The following is a 22,225-nucleotide window of genomic DNA, read 5'->3' as shown; positions in this document are numbered from 1 at the left end:
TTGTACCCTTCCCCCATCTCTGGAGCCGCACCATGCCCACGCTTTCCGCCGCGACGCTCGCGCCGATCGTGCAGTCGATGTTCGAGGCCGCCGGCGTGCCTGCCGAGGACGCGGCCGTCGTCGCGCATAGCCTCATCGACGCGAACCTGTGCGGGCACGACTCGCACGGCGTCATGCGGGTGCCGCAGTACGTCGAGTTCCTGAAGAAGGGCACCTACCGCGCGGGCGCGCCGCTGACCGTCGTCGACGAGACGCCCGCGGTCGTCGTGGCGGACGGCAACTGGGGGCTGGGGCAGGTGCAGGCCCACCGGCTGCTCGGCAGGCTGATCCCGAAGGCGCAGGCGCTCGGCGTCGCGGCGGGCACCCTGCGCAACTGCGGCCACACCGGTCGGCTCGGCGAGTACGCGGAGACGGCGGCGCGCGACAAGCTGGCGTTCTTCGGCGCGGTCAACTCGCACGGCGCCGGCCGGCGCGTCGCCCCGCCCGGCGGCAAGGAGGGTCGCATCAGCACTAACCCGATCTGCCTCGGGGCGCCGACCTCCGGCGACCCCGTGGTGCTCGACTTCGGCACCAGCGCCGTCGCCGAGGGGAAGGTGCGGGCTCAGTTCCAGAAGAAGGAGCCCGCACCACCCGGCTGGCTCGTGGACAGCACCGGCGAACCCACCACCGACCCCGGCGTCCTGTACGCCGACCCGCGCGGGTGCATCCTGCCGTTCGGCGGCGCCCAGATGTACAAGGGCTTCGGCCTCGGCTTGCTGCTGGACTTGCTCTGCGGCGGCCTGTCCGGCGGGCCGTGCAGCAGCCCCGCGTTCCCCATCGCCGGGCAGGGGAACACGGCCGTGTTCGTCGTCTTCGACCCCAGGCACTTCGGCGGCACCGAGCACTTCGTGACACAGACCGATGGCCTGACCGAGTACGTTCGCAGCTGCCCGCGTGCGGACGGTGTGGCGGCAATCACGCTGCCCGGCGACCCCGAGCGCACCGCGAAGGCCGAGCGCACCGCTGCGGGCATTTCGATTCCCGACGGCACCTGGGAACTGATCGTGAAGACGGCGACCGAACTCGGCGTGACACTCACGGCGTAAAACGGGCAGCTTGCTTTCCCCGCCCCCGCGGGGTAGCATGGCGGTGTCGGTTTTACGAAGTTATCCCCAGTCCTGGGGGCGGTCATGAACGCAGTCCGGTGCGGTATTCTCCTCGCTGCTCTGCTGCCGATCGGCTGCGGCGGCGGCGTCGACAGCGTGTGGCCCGAGCGACCGGGGCCGAAGGTGGTGGTGTCGTTCGCGCCGGTGTACTGCTGGGCGGTGAACGTGGCGGGCGAAGACGCCGTCGTCAAGAACATGATGTCCACCACCGGCCCGCACGACTTCAACCCCACCGACACCGACGCCCGGCTGGCCCGCAAGGCCGACCTGTTCTTCATCAACGGCCTCAACCTCGACAACGACGTCGCCTCGGCCGTGAAGAAGGGGAGCGGCAACGCCAAGCTCAAGGTCATCGACCTGAGCACGAAACTCCCCATCGACCAGCTGATGGAGGGCCAGTGCCACCACCAGCACCACGGCCACGACCACCCGCACGAGCACGGCACCGACCCGCACGTCTGGCTCAGCCCCGACTTCGCCGTCCTGATGACCGAAGCCATCCGCGACGAGTTGAAGGCCGCCGACCCCGAGCACGCCGCGAACTACGACCGCCGGGCCGCCGAGTACGTCGGCAAGCTGCGGGCGCTGAAGGCCGAGGGCGTCGCCAAGTTGGCCGGCAAGAAAGACCGCAAGCTCGTCAGCTTCCACGAGTCGCTGTCGTACTTCGCCCGGTCGTTCGACCTGACCGTCAGCGGCGTGGTGCAGAAGAAGCCGGGCCAGGAGCCGAACACCGAGGAGTTGCGCGATCTGGTGAAGATGTGCCGGGAGAAACAGGTCCGCGTGCTGGCCGTGGAGCCGCAATACACCGCGAACACGTCGGCGAAGGCGATCCTCGACGAGCTGAAGCGGAACGGCGGCGTCGCCGACCCGGCGCTGGTGGAGATCGACCCGCTGGAGACGGTAACGCCGCAGGCGCTGACGCCGGCCTGGTACGAGGAGCGGATGCGGGCGAACCTGACCGCCCTCGCCGAGGTGCTGAAGTGACGCGCCCGCTGGTCAGCGTCCGCGACCTGCGGGTGACGCTCGGCGGCCGGCCGGTGCTGGTCGGTGTTGATGCCGACCTTGCCCGCGGCAAGATCACCGCGCTCATCGGCCTGAACGGGTCCGGCAAGACGACGCTGCTGCGGGCACTGGTACGCGAGTACCCGAGCCGCGGCGACATCCGCTTCCACTGCGGTCACGACCACACCCACCCGACGCCCGAGCACATCGGCTACGTCCCGCAGAAGCTGGCGCTGGACGCCCGGCTGCCGCTGACCGTCCGCGACTTCCTGGCCCTGGCGCTGAGCCGGCGGCCGCTGTTCTTCGGCATCCCGAAGGCGGTGACGGACAAGATTCGCAAACAACTCACCCGCGTCGGCATGACCGACCACGTCGACACGCCCGTGGAAGGCCTTTCGGGCGGGCAGTTGCAGCGGGTGCTGCTGGCGCTCGCGCTCGAGCCGCAGCCGGAGTTGCTGCTGCTGGACGAGCCGGCGGCGGGGATCGACTTCAAGGACCAGCAGAAGTTCTACGACCTGATTGCCGAGCTGAACCGGAGCACCGGCGTGACGGTGTTGCTGGTGTCGCACGAGTTGAGCATGGTGAGCCGGTACGCGCACCACGTGCTCTGCCTGCGCGACGGCGCCATCCAGTGCCAGGGGACGCCGCACGAGATCCTGACGCCCGGCGTGCTGGCCCAGACGTTCGGCACCGACATGCAGCAGTTCCTCCACCACCACGCGCACTGACCTTCCCGCGCCCGCGGGGACTCGGTATGAGCCGCCCGTCGAGGGGGCGGTATGCGCTTCAACAACATCCAGGTGCTCCGCCTCGTCGCGGCGGTCGGCGTCGTCGTCACCCACCTGAGCCCGTACGCCGAGCGCGAGTTCGGCGTGTCCGGCCCCGGGTGGGATCTGCTGCACCTCCCGGGCATCGCCCCCGCCTTTGTGCCGCTGTTCTTCGCCGTGTCGGGCTTCGTCCTCACGCACGCCCTGCAATCGTCGTCGCCGGGGCGTTTCCTGCTGCACCGGGCGGTGCGCCTCTACCCGGGGTACTGGCTGACGATGGGCGCCGTCACCGCTGCGTGCGCGGTCGGCCTGTGGCCGGGGCCGTACCTGTCGTTCGCGGAGCCGAACCCGACCGCCGAGACCGTACTCCTCACGCCGCCGACCGCCTTCCGGCTCGGCCAGTACCCGCTGGTCGTGGAGTGGACGCTGATCTACGAGATGGTGCTGGTGATCGGGCTGGTCGCGTGCCGGCTCGCGGTCGGCGTTCGCGGCCTTCCGTACGCCGCGGCCGCGTGGCTGGCGGTGCTGGCCGTGAAGTCGGTGGTGGCGCCGGGGATGGGGAGTGCGTCGCTGCCGTCGTGGAAGACGGCTTGGGTGTCGGTGTACGTGGCCCCGTTCCTGATGGGGGTGCTGGCGTACTCGCTCGCGGGGTACGGCCGCCGCTGGCGGTGGCCGGTGTTCGCCGTCGCGTGCGCGCTGCAACTGGTCGCCGCGCTGTGGGTGCCGTTCGCCGACATCGACCCGCACCAGTGGCTCCGCGGCGTCGCGGCCGGGCTGACGGTGTGGTTCCTGGTGCAGGTGCCGGACGTGAGCGCGACGAACCGCCTGGCCGTCGGCGGGGGTTACAGCTACGGCCTGTACCTGGTGCACGTACCGCTCCTCCTGCTGTCGTTCCGGCTAATGCAGCAGGCGAACGTGCTCGTGGGTACGTCGGCCGGCGCGGCGCTCGCGGGCGTCGTGGCGATCACGGCCGGCCTGGCGTTCGGCCGGTTCGAGTTGTGGATGCACGGCCGGCTGAAGCGCGGCGCCGATCGGCTGGTCGCGTCCTGCGGGCGGCTGCGGGCCGCTACCGCCGGGCGAGCGGGGGGTGTCGGCCCCCGGATTCTCGGGGCGCGTCAGAGAAGCGAATCCGCGGGCTGACGCCCCCGGGTCGCCGGGTTACTCGGCAACCGCCTCGTCGGTGTACCGGCTGACGTTGAAGTACTTCGCCGACGGGTGGTGCAGCACGATCGCCGTCGTGCTCTGCTCCGGCTCCAGCTGAAATTGCTCGCTCAGCGCCAATCCCACCCGCCCCGGTTCGATCAGCTCGAACAACTGCTGCTGGTCTTCGAGCCGCGGGCAGGCGGGGTAGCCGAAGGCGTAGCGGCAGCCGCGGTAGTGCTTCTTGAACAGCTTCCGCACGTCGGCCGCGTCGCCGCCGCCGATGCCCCACTCGCGGCGCAGGTCGCGGTGGAACAACTCGGCCAGAGCCTCCGCCGCCTCCACCCCGAGGCCGTGCAGGAACATGTAGTCCTGGTAGCGGCCGGCGTTGTACCACTCCTGGGCGATACGCGTCACCTCGTGCCCCATCGTCACCGCCATGAAGCCGACGTAGTCCACGGCCCGGCCGTCGCGCGCCGGCTCGACGTAGTCCGACAGGCACAGGTAGTCGCCGTGGTCCTGCCGGGGGAAGTCGAAGCTCGTCTTCGGCGTCGTGCCGTCAGCCTCGTAGACGGTGAGCTTCGTGCCGTCGGACGCGGCCGGGAAGAAGCCGTAGGCCGCGGCGGGGCGGAGGACGTTTTCGGCAAGGCACAGGTCCTTCAGGCGCTCGAGCGCCGGCCGGGCCGTGTCGCGGATCTGGGTATCGTAGTCGGCCACCTTCACGCCGCCCTTGCGGAACTGCCACTGGGTGCTGAACAGCGTGATCTCGTTGATGAAGCCGAACACCTCGCGCATGTCGAAGTCGGTGCGGACCCGGCTGCCGAGGAACGGCGGCACCGGCACGTCCGGCGCCTTCGGCAGCCCCGGCGAGCGGGACGGCAGTGCCTTCCCGTTGGCGTGCGGCTTCGACCGCTTGCCGGCGCCGTCGTGCAGGTGCGGCCCGCCCGGCTCGTGGGTGCGGGCGTCGAACGTGTCCTGCGTTCCCGTCTGGCGGCCGCTCGATTCCACGACCCCGCGCAGGGCCGAGCTGCCGACGCTCGCCAGCTTCTTGCGGGCGACGATCTCGTCCATCACCCGCAGGCCGGCGAAGGCGTCCTCGCCGTAGTACAGCCGGCCCTTGTAGATCGCCCGCAAGTCCTCCTCGACGTAGCGGCGGTTCAGCGCCGCCCCGCCGAGGATCACCGGCGGGTTCAGGCCGCGCTCGTTCAGCGTCACCAGGTCTTCCTTCATGATGACGGTCGACTTCACCAGCAGGCCCGACATGCCGATGGCGTCGGCGTTGGTCTTCTGGAACTCGGCGATCATCGCGTCCACCGGCTGCTTGATGCCGAGGTTCGAGACCTTGTAGCCGTTGTTCGTGAGGATGATGTCCACGAGATTCTTGCCGATGTCGTGGACGTCGCCCTTCACGGTGGCGAGCACGATCTTCCCCTTCTCGGCCCCTTCGACCTTCTCCATGTACTGCTCGAGGTACGCCACCGCGGCCTTCATCACCTCGGCGCTTTGCAACACGAACGGCAGCTGCATCTGGCCGCTGCCGAACAGGTCGCCGACGACCTTCATGCCGTCCAGCAAAATCTTGTTGATGATGTCGATGGGGCTGTGCCGCTCGCGGGCCGCGTCCAGGTCGGCGACGAGCGTCTCGCGACGGCCCTGGATGATCGCCTGCCGCAGCCGCTCCTCCGCCGACGCGCCCAGGCTCTCGCCCTTTTTCGACTCGGCCTTCTTGTCCGCGTAGTGCTCGATGAGCATCTGCAGCGGGTCTTCCACGCAGTTCCCCGCGGCGTCGAACACGCGCTCGTCGAACAGCAGCCGCCGGCACAGTTCGCGGCCCGTGTCGTCGATGCTCGCCAGCGGCATGATCTTGGCGGCGTGCAGGATCGCCGAGTCGAGCCCGGCCTCGACGGCGTAGTGGAGGTACATGCTGTTCAGCACCTGCCGCGTGTACGGGCTCAGGCCGAACGAGCAGTTCGACAGGCCGAGGTGCGTAAGCGCCCCGGGCAGGTTCTGCTTGACGAGGCGGATCGAGTCGAACGTGGCGATGGCGCTCTTGCGCGTCTGCTCCTGCCCGGTGCTCAGCGGGAACACGAGCGTGTCGAACATCAGGTCCGACGGCGGGATGCCGTACTCATGGACGACGATGTCGTAAATGCGCTTGGCGACCTCGAACTTCCACTCGGCCGTGTCCGCCTGCCCCTTCTCGTCGATGGTGAGGGCGACGAGCGCGGCCCCGTACTTCTTGGCGAGGATGGTCTTGGGGTCGAGCGTCTTGCGGCCGTCTTCGAGGTTGATGCTGTTGATGATGGCCTTGCCGCTGCACAGCTTCAGCCCGGCCTCGATGACCGGCACCTCGGTGCTGTCGAGCATGATCGGCTTGGTCAGCACCGCGTTGTAGCGCTTGATCGTCTCCTTCATGTCGCGGACGCCGTCGCGGCCGACGTAGTCCACGCACACGTCGAGGACGTGGACGCCCTCGCGCTCCTGCTCCCGGGCCATCTCGACGAGGCCGTTCCAGTCGTCCTTCTCGAGGTGCTGCTTGAACTTCCGCGAGCCGTTGGTGTTGGTGCGCTCGCCGACCAGGAGCGGCTTCTGATCGACAACCAACTCCTGCAGTGATTGCAGGCTCGACACGGCGGGGATGTACGTCAGGGTCCGCTTCGCGGGGGTCTTGCCGCCGATCCGGTCGCAAACGGCCTTGAGATGGTCCTTCGTCGTGCCGCAGCAGCCGCCGATGATGTTCACCCCGTACTCGGTGACGAACTTTTCGAGCCACGTCGCCAGCCCGGCCGGGTCGAGCGGGAAGAACGTCTCGCCGTTGCGGTTCTCGGGCAGGCCGGCGTTCGGCAGCACGCTCACCAGCTTCCGGCTGTGCCGGCTCAGGTGGCGGATGTCGTCGTTCATCAGGTCGGGGCCGACCCCGCAGTTCATCCCGATCACGTCGATCTCGTCGATCGGGTCGAGGGCGACGAGGGCCGAGGGGATGTCCGTCCCCGGCAGCATCTTCTTGTTCGCGTCGATGATGGTGAGTTGCACCATCAGCGGGAGCCGGACGCCGGCGCGCTTCATCTCCTCGATCGCGGTGATCGCCACGCACTTGGCCTGGAGGATGTCGAAGCACGTCTCGACGAGGACGGCGTCCACGCGCTCCTCGATCATGGCGCGGAGCTGCGGGCGGTACGCCGCGGCCATCGTGTCGAAGTCCACGTAGATCGCCGGGTCCGTCAGCGACGGCATCTTGACCCCCGGCCCGACGCTGCCGACGACGTAGCGCGGCCGGGCGGGCGTGGCGAACTTCGCGGCCGCGGCCTTCGCCAGGCGGATGTTCAGGCGGTTGATCTCGTCGAGTTTGTCGGCGAGGCCGAAGTCCTCCAGGCTGATCGTGTTGGCGTTGAACGTGTTCGTCTCGACCGCGTCGCACCCGGCGGCGAAGTAGCCCTCGTGGATTTCCTGGATCCAGTGCGGGCGGGTGTAGGCGAGGGCGTCGGACAGGTTCATCAGCGACTTGCCGTTCGGCCCATACCCCCAGTCGGCGTCGGTCGGGTGGTAGCGGTGGAGGCTCGTGCCCATACCGCCGTCGAGGACGAGGACGCGATCGCGGGCGGTGTTCAGGAACGGGTGGTCGAGCGACATGGGAGTCCGCCGTGACGGTCGAGGATTCCGGAATGAGGGATTCTATCGGTTCGCGGTTCGCACCGGGAGCCCACCTTACCCATCCCACCGCGCGGGTTGCCCAGTCGGCCCCGCCGGCGCATCCCCTCCCACCCGCAGGATCGGCGCTTGTAATTCCTGCAAATTCCGCGGCGCGGCTCAAGTTTCGCGTGACCTGCCGGGCGTTGGTCTAGAATCGAGTGTCGGAACGTGGGTCGATCGCGGAGGGACCGTCATGCGTCGCAAACTCCTCCTCACCGCCGTGCTCGTCGCGGGCGTCGTGGGCGGCTGCCGCCACAAGTGCTGTAGTTCGTCCGTGGGCACCCCCCGGCCGTACTTACCGCTGCCGCCGAGCCCGGGCAACATCCCGCCGCCGGGCGTGCCGATCTCGCCCGCGCCGGGTGGGCAGTTGCCGCCAGCCGACCTCGGTGCGTTCCCGGGCGGGAGCGCGGCTCCGCGGGGGCCGGCGCCAGAGATTCTCCTGCCGGACCCGGTGCCGGGCGGGAAGTCGTCGCTGTCGTCGCCGGGTGTGCTCCAGCCGCCGGCGCGGGCGCCGCAGGTGACGCAGGAGCCCCCCGTCGCCGCGGGCGCCGAGCCGGCCGGCGGCGTGCCCGGGTTCGTGCGGGTGAACCCGACTGCCGCGTCGGGCCGCCGGCCGGCGCTGGACGGGTTCGACACGCTGAAGCGGCAAGGCTTCCGCTCCGTCGTGTACCTCCACGCCGCGGGCGCCGACGTGGCCGCCGTCCGCGACGTGGCCGAGAAGAAGGGGCTGACGTTCACCGCCATCGAGACGACGCCGGAAACGCTGCCCGCCGCCGCGACCGCGTTCGACCGCGCGCTGCTGGACCGCTCGGCGCAGCCGGTGTACGTGTTCGACGACGACGGCCTGCGGGCCGGGGCGCTGTGGTACGTCCGCTTCCGCACGGCCGACCAGCTGAGCCCGGAGGTGGCCCGCATCCGCGCCCGCGGGCTCGGCCTGACCGACGAGAGCGACGAGGCCCGCGCCTACTGGGTGGCGATCCAGCAGCACGTCGGGCGCTGACGCCCTACAATGCCCGGCGTGACTCCCGCCGTCCGCGCCGCCGACCTCTCGCACACCTACGCCGACGGCCGCACCGCCCTGTCCGGCGTGACGTTCTCCGTCGAGCCCGGCGAGTGCGTCGGCCTCGTGGGGCCGAACGGCGCCGGCAAGACGACGCTGTTCCTCCGGCTGTGCGGCGTCCTGCCGGGAGAGCCGGGGCAGGCGTCGGTTCACGGCCTCGACCCCGCGGATGCCTCCCAGCGGCGCAAGCTCCCCGAAACCGTCGGCGTGGTGTTCCAGAACCCCGACGACCAGCTGTTCAGCCCGACGGTCCGCGAGGACGTGGCGTTCGGCCCGCTGAACCTCGGCGCGACCTCCGCCGAGGCGTGTGTGCGGGCCGCGGAGGCGCTGACCGCGGTCGGGCTGGCCGACGCGGCGGAGCGGGTGCCGTTCCAGCTCAGCGGCGGCGAGAAGCGGCGGGCGGCGCTGGCCGGCGTGCTGGCGATGCGGCCGGCGGTGCTGCTCCTCGACGAGCCGAGCATGTTCCTCGACCCGCGCGGCCGCCGCGAGTTGATCGGCGTCGTAAGAAACCTCCCCGGCACGAAGCTGATCGCCACGCACGACCTGGAGTTGGTCCTCGACACCTGCTCGCGCGTCCTCGTGCTCGACGGCGGCTCGCTCCACGCCGACGGCCCCGCGACCGCGCTGCTCGCCGACGCCGCCCTGATGGACCGCCACGGCCTCGAAGTCCCCTACCGCCTCCGCTGAGTTATGTCGTCAACCCTGCTGACCGAGCCGCCGCTCAACCCGGTCCACGCCCCGTTCTCCGTGGACCGCATCCTCCACCCCACCGGCCCCGAGCCGCGGCGGAAGCACAAGATCATCGCCGTGCTCCCGGCGTACAACGCCGCGTCCACGCTCGCCGCCACCATCGCCGACTTCCCGCCGGACAGCGTGGACGAAATCCTGCTGGTGGACGACTGCAGCAAGGACGACACCGTCCGCATCGCCCGCGACATGGGCCTGACGGTGATCCAGCACGAGAAGAACACCGGCTACGGCGGCAACCAGAAGACGTGCTACCGGTACTGCCTGGAGCGCGGCGCCGACATCGTGGTGATGATCCACCCCGACTACCAGTACGACGCGCGGGTGATCCCGCACGCGGTCGGCGTCATCGAGCTGGGCATCTGCGACGTGGTGCTCGGCAACCGCGTGCGGAGCCGGTCGGAGACGCTCAAGTGCGGCATGCCGTGGTGGAAGTATTTGAGCAACCGCGGGCTGACGGCGTTCGAGAACCTGTCGCTAGGCCAGAACTTGGGCGAGTTCCACAGCGGCTTCCGCGTGTACCGGCGGCAGGTGCTGGAGACGATCCCGTTCGAGGGGAACTCGGACGACTTCGTGTTCGACACGCAGTTCCTGGTGCAGGCGGTCCACTTCGGGTTCCGCCTCGGCGACGTGCCGGTGCCGGTGCGGTACTTCGACGAGGCGAGTCAGATTAACTTCCGCCGCAGTACCAAGTACGGGCTCCAGACGCTGACCACGGTGGGGGCGTACTGGCTGAACCGGCTCGGCGTGCGGAAGTTCCCGTTGTTCAAGTCGAAGTAACGCGCTCGCGTCGTCGCAGCGAACCGGTCACTCCAGGAACCGCCACAGCACGTTGGCCGTGACCCGCGACACGTGCCCGTCCACCGGCAGCGACGCGACGTAGTTGATCGAGCCCACCGAGAACACCGCCCCGCCGGCCGGCGTGTCGTAGGTCACGATCTCCGCCCCGCCGTCGTCGGGGTTCAGGCCGCGGGCCAGGACGTGCGCGTGCGGCGGCGAACTCGGCGAGCGCTTGTCCGTCTCGTGGCCCGACGCCCCGCCCGGGCAGCGGCGGTGGAGCGACAACTCCCCGAACTCGTCGCCGGTCTTCAGACCCGTTCCGGCGAAGGCCCAGTGGTCGGCGTCGAGCACGCGGTACGGCGCCCCCGTCATCGCGCCCGCCGGGGTGAACACGACGCCGAGCAGGTTCGCCTCCGACTCGTGGCGGATGTGCAGCCGACTCTCGAAGCCGCCGAGCCCCTCAACGCTCAACCCGCGCAACTTCTCGTTGTGGCACACCATCGACCCGTCCGGCCGCAGTTCCACCTCGCAGTTCAAGCCGTTCCCACCGAGGTACATCAGCCGGCCGCCCTCCTCGAAGACCCAGCGCTTGACGCGGTCGTACATGCGGCGCGTCCAGTACTCGGGGTGAACGCTGAGAATCAGCACGCGGTACGCACGCAGGTCCAGGGTGCCGTCGTCGAGATGTGACTCGGCGTAGTAGTCGTAGGCGAACTCCTCGCGCTCCAGCCAGCCGAGGAGGCGCCACTCCGCGGGGGCGAGGTGGCACGCCTGCCGGCCCTCGATCGGGTCGGTGACCCGCTCGGCGAAGTCGATGTGGTTGAACGGCTCGGGCCGGTCGAACGACAGCGGCGGGTAGTCGGCCGCGCCCCAGGTGAAGAAGCCGGCGTCGGCGTAGCGCTTCAGTTCGGCCCGGCTGTTCACCGTCGGCGTCGGCGGGAAGCCGTCGGCGTGGATGTAGTTGCTCCGGCCGCCGAACGAGTTGTAGGCGTTCCACGTGAGGTTCGAGGCCAGCACCGCGACCGGGTGCGTGGGCTTCGCCGGCGCCACGACCCACGGGAAGGCGAAGCGGCGGCCGCCGGCCGTGGACGCGCGAAAGTAGTACAGGCCGCTGCGCGCCGGGGCCGCGACGTGCTGCGAATGCACGCTGTTGGCGTACCCCACCTCGTTCCAGCGGACGCCGGTGCGGGTGTAGTCGCCGTCGGGCGTCGTCTGCATCGTGGCGCGCGGGGCGTGTTCGTCGTGCCACCCGAGAGAGCGGACGAACTCGGGCTCCCAGCCGTACCGCCACAGTTCCAGGTGGTACGGCTCGACGCTGTGGACGCGAAACTCGCTCGCCTCGCCGGCCCGCACCCACTTCGGCCAGGCGTACCCCAGAAGGCCGTCGCTCAGGAGGCGGAAGAGGTACGGCTCCGCGGCGGGTAGCGTGACGCGCGAGAACTTCGCGCCGAAGCCCGGGTGATGAATCACGACGCGGTAGTCGCCCGGCGGCAGTTCGGCGTGGACGGCGCCGCTGGCGCGGGAGAGTGCCTCCCACGAACCGCCGCGGGCGTCCTGGAATTCGAGGCGGACGCCGGCCAGGGCGGAATAGCGTTCGTCGCCGACGTGTCCGATGAGCATCGCGGCATTTCACCACGCCGGCCGGCGAAACGCGAGCCCCTTCCGGGCCGCGATCGGGTACACTCCACACATGCCCGCCCCCTCGCGCGCCCGGTTCGTCCTCGCCCTGTGGCTGTGTGGCCTCGCGGGCGTGCTCTACCTCGACCGCGTCTGCTTCGGCCAGGCCATCGACCCGATGCAGCGGGAACTCGGCCTGACCAACACGCAGATCGGCTACGTGGCGATGGCGTTCACCATCGCCTACGGGCTGTTCGAAATTCCCACCGGTCGGCTCGGCGACCGCTTCGGCTCGCGCTCCGTACTCGCCCGCATCGTCATCTGGTGGTCGGTGTTCACGGCACTCACCGGGGCGGCGTGGGGCTTCGCGTCGCTGGTGGCGATCCGCTTCCTGTTCGGGGCGGGTGAGGCCGGCGCCTTCCCGAACGCGGCGCGGGTCATTTCGCGGTGGTTCCCGGTGGCCGAGCGCGGCCGCGTGCAGGGGGTCATGCTCACCGCGGCCCAACTCGGCGGCGCGGCGTCGCCGGTGGCCGCCGCACTGGTGATCGAGCTGGCCGGGTGGCGGTGGGCGTTCGTCGTGTTCGGCAGCGTCGGCGTCGTGTGGGCGGTCGGGTTCTACCTGTGGTTCCGCGACGATCCGGCCGTTCATCCTTCGGTGAACGCCGAGGAGTTGGCGACGATCCGCGCCGGCGTCGAGGTGCGGCCGCTTGAGCCGGGGCCGGTGCCGTGGGCCACCGTGCTGACGAACCGCGGCGTGCTCGTGCTCGGGCTCATCATGGTGATCGGCGCGTTCTACACGTACCTGTCGTACACCTGGCTGTCGAAGTACCTCGTGGCCGCGCGCGGGCTGGACAATCTCGCCGCGGGCCGGCTGTCGTCGCTGGTGTTGGCCGGGTCGGCGGCTGGCGTCTTCCTCGGAGGGCTGATCGCCGACCGGATCACGGCGGTCGCCGCCGACGCGGTCGCGGCACGGCGGCGGCTGGCGGTGGCGTGTTACCTCGCCGCAGCGGCTTGCCTGTTCGCCGGCGCGCGGGCCGACGACGCGCTCTTTTCCGCAACCCTCATGGCAGCGGCGATGCTGGCAATGCACCTGACGCTGCCGAACTGGTGGTCGGTGGCGATTCCGCAGTGCGGCCGGCACGTCGGGGCGCTGTTCGGGCTGATGAACGGCGTTGGGGTGATCGGCGCGGCCGCGTCGCAGTGGTTCGTCGGCCGGTTCGCCGACTGGCGCGCGGAACTGGGCTACACCGGCCGAGAACAGTGGGATCCGCTGTTCGACGTGTACGTCGGCGTGCTGGTGTGCGGCGCCGCGGCGTGGGCGGCGTACCGGCCGCGGCCGCTGCCGGACGCTTGAGCCCCGAGCCAGAATCCGGGGGCCGACGCCCCGGCTCGCCTCGCCCACGAATTGCTCTGGCACCCGCCCCGCGGCGTGGGTTACCCTTCGCCCGCACCCGGTGCGCGAAAGGGCCACGGATGGTCACCCAGCTGTCGGCGGTGTGGCGGTTTCGCCACTTCCTCCTGTCCCTCGTCCGGCTCGACCTCAAGAACCGCTACACCCGCTCCGCCATCGGCGTGGGCTGGACGGTCATCCAGCCGCTCGTCATGGCCGGCGTGTTCGTCCTCATCTTCAGCGGCATCCTCGGCATGAGCCCCGGCCGGTACGTCACGTCGCTGCTGCTCGGCCTCGCCGTGTGGAACTTCGTTCGCGAGTCGCTCGTCGCCGGCAGCAACGCCTTCCTCGACCACGAGCGGTACATCCGCCAGAGCCTGCTGCCGTACGCCCTGTACCCGCTCCGGCCCGTGCTCGGCTCCGCCGTCCACGCCGGCATCGCACTGCTCGTCGCCGTCGCCGCGGTAGTCTTCGTGGACGGCGGCTTCGAGAAGCTGGCCGTGTTCCCGGTGGTGCTGCCGGCGCTGGTGCTGCTGCTCGTCGCCGGGTGGGCCGCGGCCACGCTGTTCGCCTTCGCCCAGTGCTACTTCCAGGACACGCGGCACCTCCTGGACATCGGCTGCCAGATGCTGTTCTTCCTGACGCCGATCATCTACCCGCCCGAGGTGCTGGTGGACAAGGGCGCCGGCTGGCTGGCCCGCGTCAACCCGGTGAACCTGTTCCTGGAACTGATCCGCACGCCGCTCGCCAACGGCACCGTGCCCGAACTCAAGCTGTACGTGTACGCCGCGGCGTTCACGGCGGGCCTCGGGTTCCTGGCGATGCTCGCCATCCGCCGCGGCCACCGCCGGCTCGTGTACCAGCTGTGACCCGGCTTGACCGCCCGCCGCGGACTGTCGTACCCTGCCGCACCCGACCGGAGGCGCCCCGTGATCAGCGTGCTGTTCTGCTCCCGCGCCAAGGGCAACCCCGACAGCGGGCTGCGCCGGCTCCTCGACTCGGCCGTGGCCACCACGACGCCCGCCGAGCGCGAGCAACTCGAATTCCTGATCAAGTTCGACAGTGACGACGACGAGCGGATGACCGACGCCGAGCTGGCCGCGTACCCGTTCGCCGTGAAGGCGTTCAGCTGGTCGCGGGGCGAAGGGCGGCACGGGCTGCACAACGCCCAGGAGTACCTGTTCACCGAGCGGAATCCGGCCGGCCGGTTCTGCCTCATGACCGCCGACGACTTCGTGTTCACGCGGCCCGGGTGGGTGTCGAACGTGCTTTCCGTCGAGGACGAGTTCTGCGTGATGGGCTACGTCCGCCCGCCGATCGAGGCCTACGCCGGGCGCTACGACCGCGAGGACATGATCCGCAGCTGGGTGGTGTCGTTCGGCGGCTGGTCGCCGGTGGTGAGTGCCCGGCTGATCGAGGTGTGCCAGAACTTCGGCTGGCAGGCGAACGTGGACAGCTGGCTGATGGGCCTGTCGGTGGTGCTTTACGACCTGTACGGCGTGGTGCTGTGGAAGACGCACGCCCCGTTCTACGAGCGCCGCGGGGCCGACGACCGGCCGGCCAGCTGCGGGCTGGCGCCGACGTTCAACCGGATGGAGATCACGAACAACGTGGGGCCGACGAACCGGTACTGGTTCGAGCTGGTCCGCCGCCAGGCCCGCAACGTGTACCTGAACATGCTGCACGGCACCGACGTGACGCGCCGGCCGTGGGGCTCGGCGCCGTTCCGCGTGCTGCGGCGGCTGCGCGAGCAGCCGGTCCGCCGGCTGCCGGGGCGGGTGCTGAACAAGCTCCGCCGGAGCATCACGGCGCTGTTCGTTTAACCTCTCGGTTCAGACCGCTCGTCCCGAATCAGGAGCCGCACGGATGCGACTCGGCCGGCAAGCCAAGACCCCGTTCCCGGACCGCTACAACGGCTGGCGCGTCATCCGCACGCACGGCCGCGTCTTCGGCATCCCGCCGACCGCCGACGAAGTCCGCCTCCTCGCCGAGGAGCGGCTGTTCGACCACCCGGCGGTGAAGTGCGCCGCGACCCTGCCGGCGATGCAGGCGCTCATCGACGCCCACGACCCGGCCGAAGACACGCCCGAAGCGGTGGCCCGCCGCGACGGGTACGACGTGGTTCGCTTCCGCGGCGCGTACCACGCCATCCCACACGGCTCCGGCCCCGTGGACCTCGACTTCCCCGCCGACCGCAGCGCCGCCGGCGTCGTGAGCGCGGCCAGCCTCGGCGGCGTGGACGAGAAGTATAAAGCCATCGCCGCCGGCCGGCCGGTCGAGTTCGCCGGCTGGCTGCCGGTGTACGTCGGCTCCGGGAACTGCGGCGCGCACCCGCAGTTCGGCCACACCCAGAGCCCGCCGGCCGGCTACCGCTTCACCCGCTCCGGCGTCACGCCGTCCACGAAATTCGGCCTGCTGACGCGGATGATCGCCCTCGCCGGCCCGAGGCCGCTGCGGCTGTGGTTCACGCTGTGCTCGATCGTCCGCTTCCCGTTCGCCTTCGTCCGCCCGCGCAAGGGCGTGACCCTCGCGGCCCGGTGGCGCGTGCTGGTGGCGGCCGTCACGATGTTCCTGCTGCTGGTGCGGAAGGGCTGCCGACCGCTGGCCGCGGCGCGGTTCATCGTGTCGCGGCACCTGCAGTCGCAGCTGCTGGTGGGCGGCAAGCACGACCTGGTGTTCCTCACGAGCATGCCGTACACGTTCGGCCAGAACCCGTGGGTGATCGAGGTCGAAGACCCGACGACGCTGTTCTACCCGCTCATCCAGAACGGCCACACGTGCGACATGGACGTGCGCGAGCGGCCGGTCTACGGCATCGTCAAGACGCTGCTCGAGGCCGACCACTGCCGGGCCATCCTCACGCACATGAAGTCGTCGGCGCGGCTGATTTCGGCGCTGTTCGACAGCGAGACGATCCGCAAGAAGGTGGTGTACGCCCCGCTCGGGGTGCGGCTGCCGGCCCGCTTCCAGCCCCACGACGAGGAGCCGGCCGACGCCCCGATCGACCTGCTGTTCATCAACTCGTGGTGCCAGGTCGCCGAGAACTTCTTCGTCCGCGGCGGGCTCGACGTGCTCGAAGCGTTCGCCCAGATTCGGCAGAAGTACCCGAACGTGCGGCTGACGCTGCGGACGAGCCTGCCGGACATCGCCGACCACTACCACCGCGTCCTCGCCGACGGGTGGGTGCGCGTCATCGACCGCTTCCTGACGCCCGAGGAGATGGCCGAGTTGCACGCCCGCAGCCACATCTTCCTGCTGCCGGCGGCCCGCGTTCACATCGTGTCGCTGCTGCAAGCCATGTCCTACGGCCTGGCCGTGGTCGGCTCCGACGGCTGGGGCATGGAGGAGTATTTGGAGGACGGCCGCAACGGGCTCGTCGTCCGCGGCCGGCACGGCGTGGCGTCGTGGGCCGACGAGGAGGCCGGCGTGCTGCGCGAGAACTACGAGACGATGTACACGGCGGACCCGGTCGTGGTGGCGGGGATCGTCGAGGCCGTGTCGCGGCTGGTGGAGGACCGCGAGCTGCGCCGCCGCCTCGGCCGCACGGCGCGGGCGGACGTGGAGACGACGTACAACCTGGGCAACTGGAACCGCGGCATGAAGGCGGCGTTCGACCTGGCGCTCGGGGCGACGGATCCGCGGGCCGCGGTGGCGCCGGTGGAGAGCGGGAACCGGTTGGGCAGTCTTGTGAGGTAGAAGAACGGCGGAACGCCCCACCGGTCGCAACCGGTGGGCTTCCCCGCGTATCAGCGGAGCGAGTCGAGAATCTCCATCCGCATCGCCGACAGGGCCGGCACCAGCCCGCCGAGGCGGCCCATCACCAGCGTGAACAGCATCCCCGCCGCGACCGTCTGGTAGTCCACCACCATCCTCAGCGACACGCTCTTGCCGCCGCCGGCGCCGCTGGACAGCTGGCTCCGCGCCTCCATGCCGTCGGCGGCGAACCCGATCACGCACCCGAGCATGCCCCCCACCGCGGCGATGGCCAGCGACTCCAGCATGAACGAGATGAGGATCTGCCACCGCTTGAACCCGAGGATGCGGAGCACGCCCACCTCGCGGATGCGCGCGGCGATGGCCGCGAACATCGTGTTCATCACGCCGAACACGCCGCCGATGGCCATGATCGCGGCCACGAGCACGATCCACGTCAGGAACTGGTCGTTCGTCTTGGTCAGCTCGGCGTAGTAGTCCGGCTCCGCGAACGGCTTGAACTTCGCGGCCGTGTACCGGTACTGGAGGTGGTACGCCAGCGCCTTCGCGGCGTCGGCCGTGTCCGGGTCGCACCGCAGCACCATCGTCGTGTACGTCCCCTTCTTGCCGAACGTCTTCGTCACCACGTCGATGTTCTGCACCCACACCTCGGAGCCGAACGTCGTCCCCTCGGCCTTCATGATGCCGACCACGATCCAGTCCAGGTCGCCGAGCTGGAACGTGTCGCCGACCTCGAGCCGCGGCTTGTTCGCGTCCGCGCCGAGGATGCCGGCCGCCCCCTCGCCCAGCACGCACTCCACGTAGTTCCGCACCCGCGGGCTGCCGTCGGCGTTCTTCTCGCCGGTCGGGATCTGCCGCACGCCGGTCTGGGTGAACCACCGGCCGCCGTCGTACAGGGAGATGTTGTGGACGGCGGCGGCGACGGGGGCGTCGTCCACGGCCCGCATGTTCAGCAGCCGGCGGCGGGCCTGCTCGCCCTCCTTCACCGGCACCGGCTGGCTGACGACGAAGTAAATCTCCTTGCTCGCCAGGTACGTCGCCGGCTGCCCGGCCGGCGGCTCCTCGTCGCCCTTGAGCCGCGTCAGCGTGCCGTCCTTCTCCTTCCGCACGCGCGCCACCCGCACCGGCGCCGGCAGCGGGTTCCCCTCCGGGTCGAGCGTCGCCGCCTGCCGCAGGGCGTTGTCCGTGTCGCCGTAGCCGAGGTTGCTGAACAACTCGTCGGTGGCCCCGTCCGAGAGGACGAACACGTTGCCGGGGATGCCGGTCCCCTCGTTCAGCTTGTACATGCCGTTCACGAACGCCAGCAGCACGACGAGCAGGCCGACGACGACGGTGAACGCCAGCGAGGTGAGGCCGGCGATTCGCCAGCGGACGACGAGGTTGCGGAAGTTGTACGCCAGCGGCACCCGGCCGATCATCAGCAGCAGCCCGAGGTCGGCAGCGTACACGACGAGGAAGATGAACGGCCAGTGCTGCACGAGCGGCGGCGGCAGCAGCTTCCAGATCGGCTGCCCGAGCCACGGCCCCCACTCCGGGCTGAGCAGGATTTGCAGCTGCCGCGAGTTCGGCAGCACCTCGGCGATCTGGGCGTTGACGGTGTCCAGGTCGGCCTTCGCCTCACGCTGGCGGACGGGGTCATCGACGCCGGTGGACAGGGCGCGTTCGAGCTTGGCGCGCTTCTTCACCATCTCCGGCGGCGTGGGCGGGACGATGCCGGCGGTAATTCCGACGGTTGGTTCCGGGCCGGGCGGCAGCATCTCGGCGGGGACGGCCCCGAGCACCTTCTGCGCGAGCGAGCCGAACTGCCCGCGGTCCGGCAGCGGCAGCCGGCCGACCAGCTCGACGGCGAACGCGAACAAGGCTACGACCACGACGAACCCGGCGCCGAGGCCGCCGAGTCGGCGGAGGAATCGCCGGCCGCGGGTGGTCGCGGGGGGGACGCTGTCGGACAGCACGGCCTCGTTCGGCGCCACCGCCGGCAGCGCGACGAGAAGTGCCGTCAGCGGCAGCAGCGACAGCACCAGCGTGACCATGGTGCCGGCCAGGCTGCGGACGGCGCGGGCGAAGCGGAGGACGGGGTTCATGGGCTCTCGCGGTTGAACCGGCGGCCGGGTTACGCCTGCCGGGCGAACACCTCGGCGACTTTCACGTTCTTCGAACTCAGGGCCGGGCCGATGCTGCCGATGAACGCCACGCACATCCCCAGAACCGGGCCGATCACCAGCACCTCCGTCGGCACGATGAACGCACCCAGGAAGGCGATCTGGAACTTGAAGTTCCCCAACAGCCCCCACGCCACCAGCGTGCTCATCCCGCCGGCGATCGCGCCCACCAGAAGCGCCTCACCGAGGATCAGCCCCGCGACGTGCCGCGGCAGGAAGCCGAGCACCTTCAGCACCGCCATCTCCGTCCGCCGCTCGCGGGCGCTGATGCTGATGGCGTTGGCCACCACCAGCGACATGATGACGAGCATCGCCGGCGACAGGACGTACTTCATGCCGTTGAAGATCGACTTGTACGCTTCCATGAAGGTGCCGATGCCGGCGCTCGCCGTCTCCACCTTCACCGCGGGGGCGCTGAAGTTCTTGGGCTCGCTCACGGCCGCGGCGATCCGCTCGTAGGACTCGCGGTTCGGCACCCGCACCCAGACGAGGTTCACGCACTTGTTGGCCAGCGGGTGGGCCTCGCCGTTGTGGGCGCTCGACCACGACTTGAGCATGGCGTCGAGGTAACTCCGGCTGCAGAAGCCGACGCCCTCGTACTTCCCGTCCGGCAGCGTGCCGACGATCTCGAAGTCGAAGACCACGTCCTTGTAACCCATGCTGGTCAGCTTCAACCGCTGGCCGACCTGCACGTTCATCTTCTTCATCCGCGACGGGCTCACCATGATCCTGCGGAAGTCCTCCTCCATCAGCTTAACGCACCGGTCCATCTCGGCGTTCTCGGCGTCCGTCAAGTCCTTCCGCTCCAGCCCGTCCATCATGAGCGGGATCTTCCGCGGCTCGACGCAGAACATGAACAGGGCGTTCTCGGGCTTCGGGTTTGACGGGTCGGTGGTGCCGCCGACGAAGCTCCAGGCGATCATGTCGTCGGCCCCGGCGACCGGCCGCAGGTCCGGCGGCAGGGCGTCGATGATGCCCTTCAGTCGGTCCTCGTAGCCGGGCGGCATCATGCTCGGGATCGAGTACTTTTCGGTCATGATGATCTTGAAGTTGGCCTCCTTCTCGGCCGTCGCCCGCCCGATGAACGTGATGATCGTGTAGATCATGGTCAGCACGAAGGTGAGGACGAACAGCGCGAGGTACGTCAGCGACGTGCGGAGGGGGCTGCGGCGGAGGCCGCGGAAGAGCATCAGCAGCACCTTGACCGCGAGCGCCCCCGACTCCGACACCCGGGCGAGGACGAGTTCGGCGGCGTAGACGAACAGGAAGAAGACCGGCAGCGTGACGACGCCGAGCAAGGCGGCGAAGGCGAGGACGCCGGCGGTGGCGGCCAGCAGGTAGGCGGTGAGCAGCGGCAGCGACAGGTCGAAGCCGGTGGGCGAGAAGTCGGGCGTCGGGTACATGCGGGCCTCGCGGACGACCGGAACCACACTCCCTCAGGATAGGCACCCGGGGGCGCGGGCACCACACCGGAAGGAGTGTCGGGCGGCGGCGAATCACCGTACACTGCCCGTACCCCGGGGCCGGTCGACCGAATGCTGTACGTGCTCCTCCCGTTCGTCGCCGTCGCCGCGGCCGTGGCCGCGGCCTATGCCGCCTACCGGGCCACGCCCGCGGCCCGCTGGCGGCGGCGGGTCGTTGCCCACCTTCAGGCCCTCCGCGCCCGACACGCCGCCGTCCTCGCCGAGACCAGCCGCGCGGACACCGAACTGGCCCGCCTCCGCGACGACTTCTTCCGCCGGCACCTGAACACCATCCCGACCGACCGGCTGGGCGCCTACCCCGGCATCGGCGAGAAGACGGTCGAGAAGGTGAAGGCCGCCGCCGGCCCGTTCGTCGCCGACCTGCTGGGTGCGAAGTTCGCCGACATCCCGGAAGTCGGCCCGGCCCGCGGCACGGCGCTGATGAAGGCGCTGGTCGCGGTGCAGGCCGACGCCCGCGCCCGGTTCGACGCCGGCGGGTGCACCGAGGGTGTCGAGTTCCGCCGCGTCGCCGACCGCCTCCGCGCCGTCGACGCCGCGCGCGCCGCCGAGCGCGGCCGCGAGTTGACCGCCGTCGAGGAGGCGCTGAAGACCGCGTTCGACCTGTTCGCGCTGGCGCAGCCGGTGTCGTTCGGGGCGTTCCTGCGGCGTCAAAACCAGTCGAAACAATTGGCCGACGTGATCGCCCGGCCGTTCCCGGTGGTGGTCGTGCCGCCGGCCGCACCGCCGCCGGCACCCCCGCCTCCCGTGCAACCGGTTCCGCCACCGGTACCGGCACCCGCCCCGTCAGCCGACCTGTTCCGCGCCGCACTCGCCGGCACACCCGCAGCACCGCCGCCGAAGCCCGCCGAGCCGGACGGGCTGGCGCGGCTCCGCGCCGCAGTCGGGTTCGGGCTGATGGTAGCGAAGGCCGACGGTCGCATCGCCGCCGCCGAGCGGAAGGCCGTGCGCGCGTTCCTCGACCGCACCTTCGGCCACGACGCGCTGCTGGCGCGGAACTTCGACCCACTTCTGGAGCAGACCGAGAAGGCCGTGCCGACCGAGGGCGACGCGCTGCTCGCCGTTCGCGCCGCAGTGCCGGCGGCGGAGTGGCCGGCGCTGCTGGCGTTCGCCGAGCAGGTGGCCGCGGCCTCCGGCACGCCGACCGCCAAGGAGCGCGACGTCCTCGCCCGCATCGCCGCGGCGCTGGGGGTGACGACGACGGCGCCAAAGCCGCCCCAGGCCCCGCCGCTGCCCGTTCCGATCGTGGCGCCGGCGGATCACCGTGGCGTCCTCGACATCCCCGCAGGCGCGCCGCTCGACGCCGAGTTGATCCGGCGCCGGTACGCGAACCTGACGGACAAGCTCGACCCGGTGAAGGCCGCGGCGCTCGGCCCCGAGTTCGCGCGGATGGCCGAGCAGAAGCGGGCCGCCGTCCGCGCCGCGGCCGAGGCGCTGCTCGCGCCGCTCGGCGAGCCGCTGGAGAAGCCGACGGCCCCGCCGCCGACCGACATCCGCGAAAACGCCCTGCTCGACGACGTGTTCGGCTGA

Annotated in this window: 16 protein-coding genes; 12 read left to right on the top strand and 4 right to left on the bottom strand. The window is 70.4% G+C overall.

What is annotated here, in order from left to right:
- The first annotated feature begins 32 nt into the window (after positions 1-32).
- The 4 genes from ETAA1_RS09125 (at position 33) to ETAA1_RS09110 (ending at position 4,054) form a co-directional block, all read left to right on the top strand.
- On the top strand, positions 33-1,085 hold the full coding sequence (locus ETAA1_RS09125) for an Ldh family oxidoreductase (protein WP_145236636.1): 1,053 nt from the start codon (positions 33-35) through the stop codon (positions 1,083-1,085).
- Between the two features lie 84 nt (positions 1,086-1,169).
- Positions 1,170-2,129 (top strand): metal ABC transporter substrate-binding protein, encoded by a 960-nt coding sequence (locus ETAA1_RS09120; RefSeq protein ID WP_145236633.1) that lies wholly within the window; start codon positions 1,170-1,172, stop codon positions 2,127-2,129.
- Entirely contained in the window at positions 2,126-2,875 is a 750-nt protein-coding gene (locus ETAA1_RS09115; protein ID WP_202920778.1) for a metal ABC transporter ATP-binding protein, read from the top strand. Before ETAA1_RS09120 ends, ETAA1_RS09115 begins: the two co-directional genes overlap by 4 nt.
- 51 nt (positions 2,876-2,926) lie before the next feature.
- On the top strand, positions 2,927-4,054 hold the full coding sequence (locus ETAA1_RS09110; RefSeq protein ID WP_145236626.1) for an acyltransferase family protein: 1,128 nt from the start codon (positions 2,927-2,929) through the stop codon (positions 4,052-4,054).
- A gap of 18 nt (positions 4,055-4,072) precedes the next feature.
- Here the strand turns inward: ETAA1_RS09110 and metH are convergent, their stop codons facing one another.
- Complete coding sequence (metH, locus tag ETAA1_RS09105; protein ID WP_145236623.1) at positions 4,073-7,684, bottom strand: methionine synthase; 3,612 nt, start codon at positions 7,682-7,684, stop codon at positions 4,073-4,075.
- A gap of 253 nt (positions 7,685-7,937) precedes the next feature.
- Between metH and ETAA1_RS09100 the strand changes: the two genes are divergently transcribed.
- Genes ETAA1_RS09100 through ETAA1_RS09090 form a run of 3 tightly spaced genes read left to right on the top strand, consistent with a single transcriptional unit; the run spans position 7,938 to position 10,331 of the window.
- Positions 7,938-8,744 (top strand): protein-tyrosine phosphatase family protein, encoded by an 807-nt coding sequence (locus ETAA1_RS09100; protein WP_145236621.1) that lies wholly within the window; start codon positions 7,938-7,940, stop codon positions 8,742-8,744.
- Positions 8,745-8,753: 9 nt separating this feature from the next.
- Entirely contained in the window at positions 8,754-9,491 is a 738-nt protein-coding gene (locus tag ETAA1_RS09095) for an energy-coupling factor ABC transporter ATP-binding protein (RefSeq protein WP_145236619.1), read from the top strand.
- A 3-nt stretch (positions 9,492-9,494) separates the two neighbouring features.
- Positions 9,495-10,331 carry a glycosyltransferase family 2 protein gene (locus ETAA1_RS09090; protein WP_145236616.1) on the top strand — a complete coding sequence of 279 codons (837 nt, stop codon included), beginning with the start codon at positions 9,495-9,497 and terminating at the stop codon, positions 10,329-10,331.
- A gap of 27 nt (positions 10,332-10,358) precedes the next feature.
- Here the strand turns inward: ETAA1_RS09090 and ETAA1_RS09085 are convergent, their stop codons facing one another.
- On the bottom strand, positions 10,359-11,951 hold the full coding sequence (locus ETAA1_RS09085) for a carboxypeptidase-like regulatory domain-containing protein (RefSeq protein ID WP_145236612.1): 1,593 nt from the start codon (positions 11,949-11,951) through the stop codon (positions 10,359-10,361).
- A gap of 70 nt (positions 11,952-12,021) precedes the next feature.
- Here ETAA1_RS09085 and ETAA1_RS09080 point away from each other — a divergent pair, with 70 nt between their 5' ends.
- The 4 genes from ETAA1_RS09080 (at position 12,022) to ETAA1_RS09065 (ending at position 17,034) form a co-directional block, all read left to right on the top strand.
- Positions 12,022-13,302: an MFS transporter gene (locus ETAA1_RS09080; RefSeq protein ID WP_202920777.1), complete on the top strand. Its 1,281-nt coding sequence runs from the start codon at positions 12,022-12,024 to the stop codon at positions 13,300-13,302.
- Between the two features lie 119 nt (positions 13,303-13,421).
- Positions 13,422-14,207 carry an ABC transporter permease gene (locus ETAA1_RS09075; protein ID WP_145236607.1) on the top strand — a complete coding sequence of 262 codons (786 nt, stop codon included), beginning with the start codon at positions 13,422-13,424 and terminating at the stop codon, positions 14,205-14,207.
- Between the two features lie 60 nt (positions 14,208-14,267).
- On the top strand, positions 14,268-15,161 hold the full coding sequence (locus ETAA1_RS09070) for a hypothetical protein (RefSeq protein ID WP_145236604.1): 894 nt from the start codon (positions 14,268-14,270) through the stop codon (positions 15,159-15,161).
- 43 nt (positions 15,162-15,204) lie between these two features.
- The gene (locus tag ETAA1_RS09065) at positions 15,205-17,034 is read left to right on the top strand and encodes a glycosyltransferase family 4 protein (protein ID WP_145236602.1); all 1,830 of its coding nucleotides are present in this window, start codon (positions 15,205-15,207) and stop codon (positions 17,032-17,034) included.
- A gap of 50 nt (positions 17,035-17,084) precedes the next feature.
- On the opposite strand, the gene ETAA1_RS09060 is transcribed toward ETAA1_RS09065, so the two are convergent.
- Positions 17,085-19,136 carry an ABC transporter permease gene (locus tag ETAA1_RS09060; protein ID WP_145236599.1) on the bottom strand — a complete coding sequence of 684 codons (2,052 nt, stop codon included), beginning with the start codon at positions 19,134-19,136 and terminating at the stop codon, positions 17,085-17,087.
- Positions 19,137-19,165: 29 nt separating this feature from the next.
- Positions 19,166-20,617, bottom strand: a complete 1,452-nt coding sequence (locus ETAA1_RS09055) for an ABC transporter permease (protein WP_145236596.1) — start codon at positions 20,615-20,617, stop codon at positions 19,166-19,168.
- A gap of 132 nt (positions 20,618-20,749) precedes the next feature.
- Between ETAA1_RS09055 and ETAA1_RS09050 the strand changes: the two genes are divergently transcribed.
- Positions 20,750-22,225, top strand: coding sequence for a tellurite resistance TerB family protein (locus ETAA1_RS09050; protein WP_145236593.1), 1,476 nt, complete (start codon positions 20,750-20,752; stop codon positions 22,223-22,225).

The sequence above is a fragment of the Urbifossiella limnaea genome, assembly GCF_007747215.1.
Lineage (GTDB): Bacteria > Planctomycetota > Planctomycetia > Gemmatales > Gemmataceae > Urbifossiella > Urbifossiella limnaea.
The sequence above is the reverse complement of the archived record's forward strand: the minus strand, read 5'-3'. Positions and strand labels throughout refer to the sequence as shown.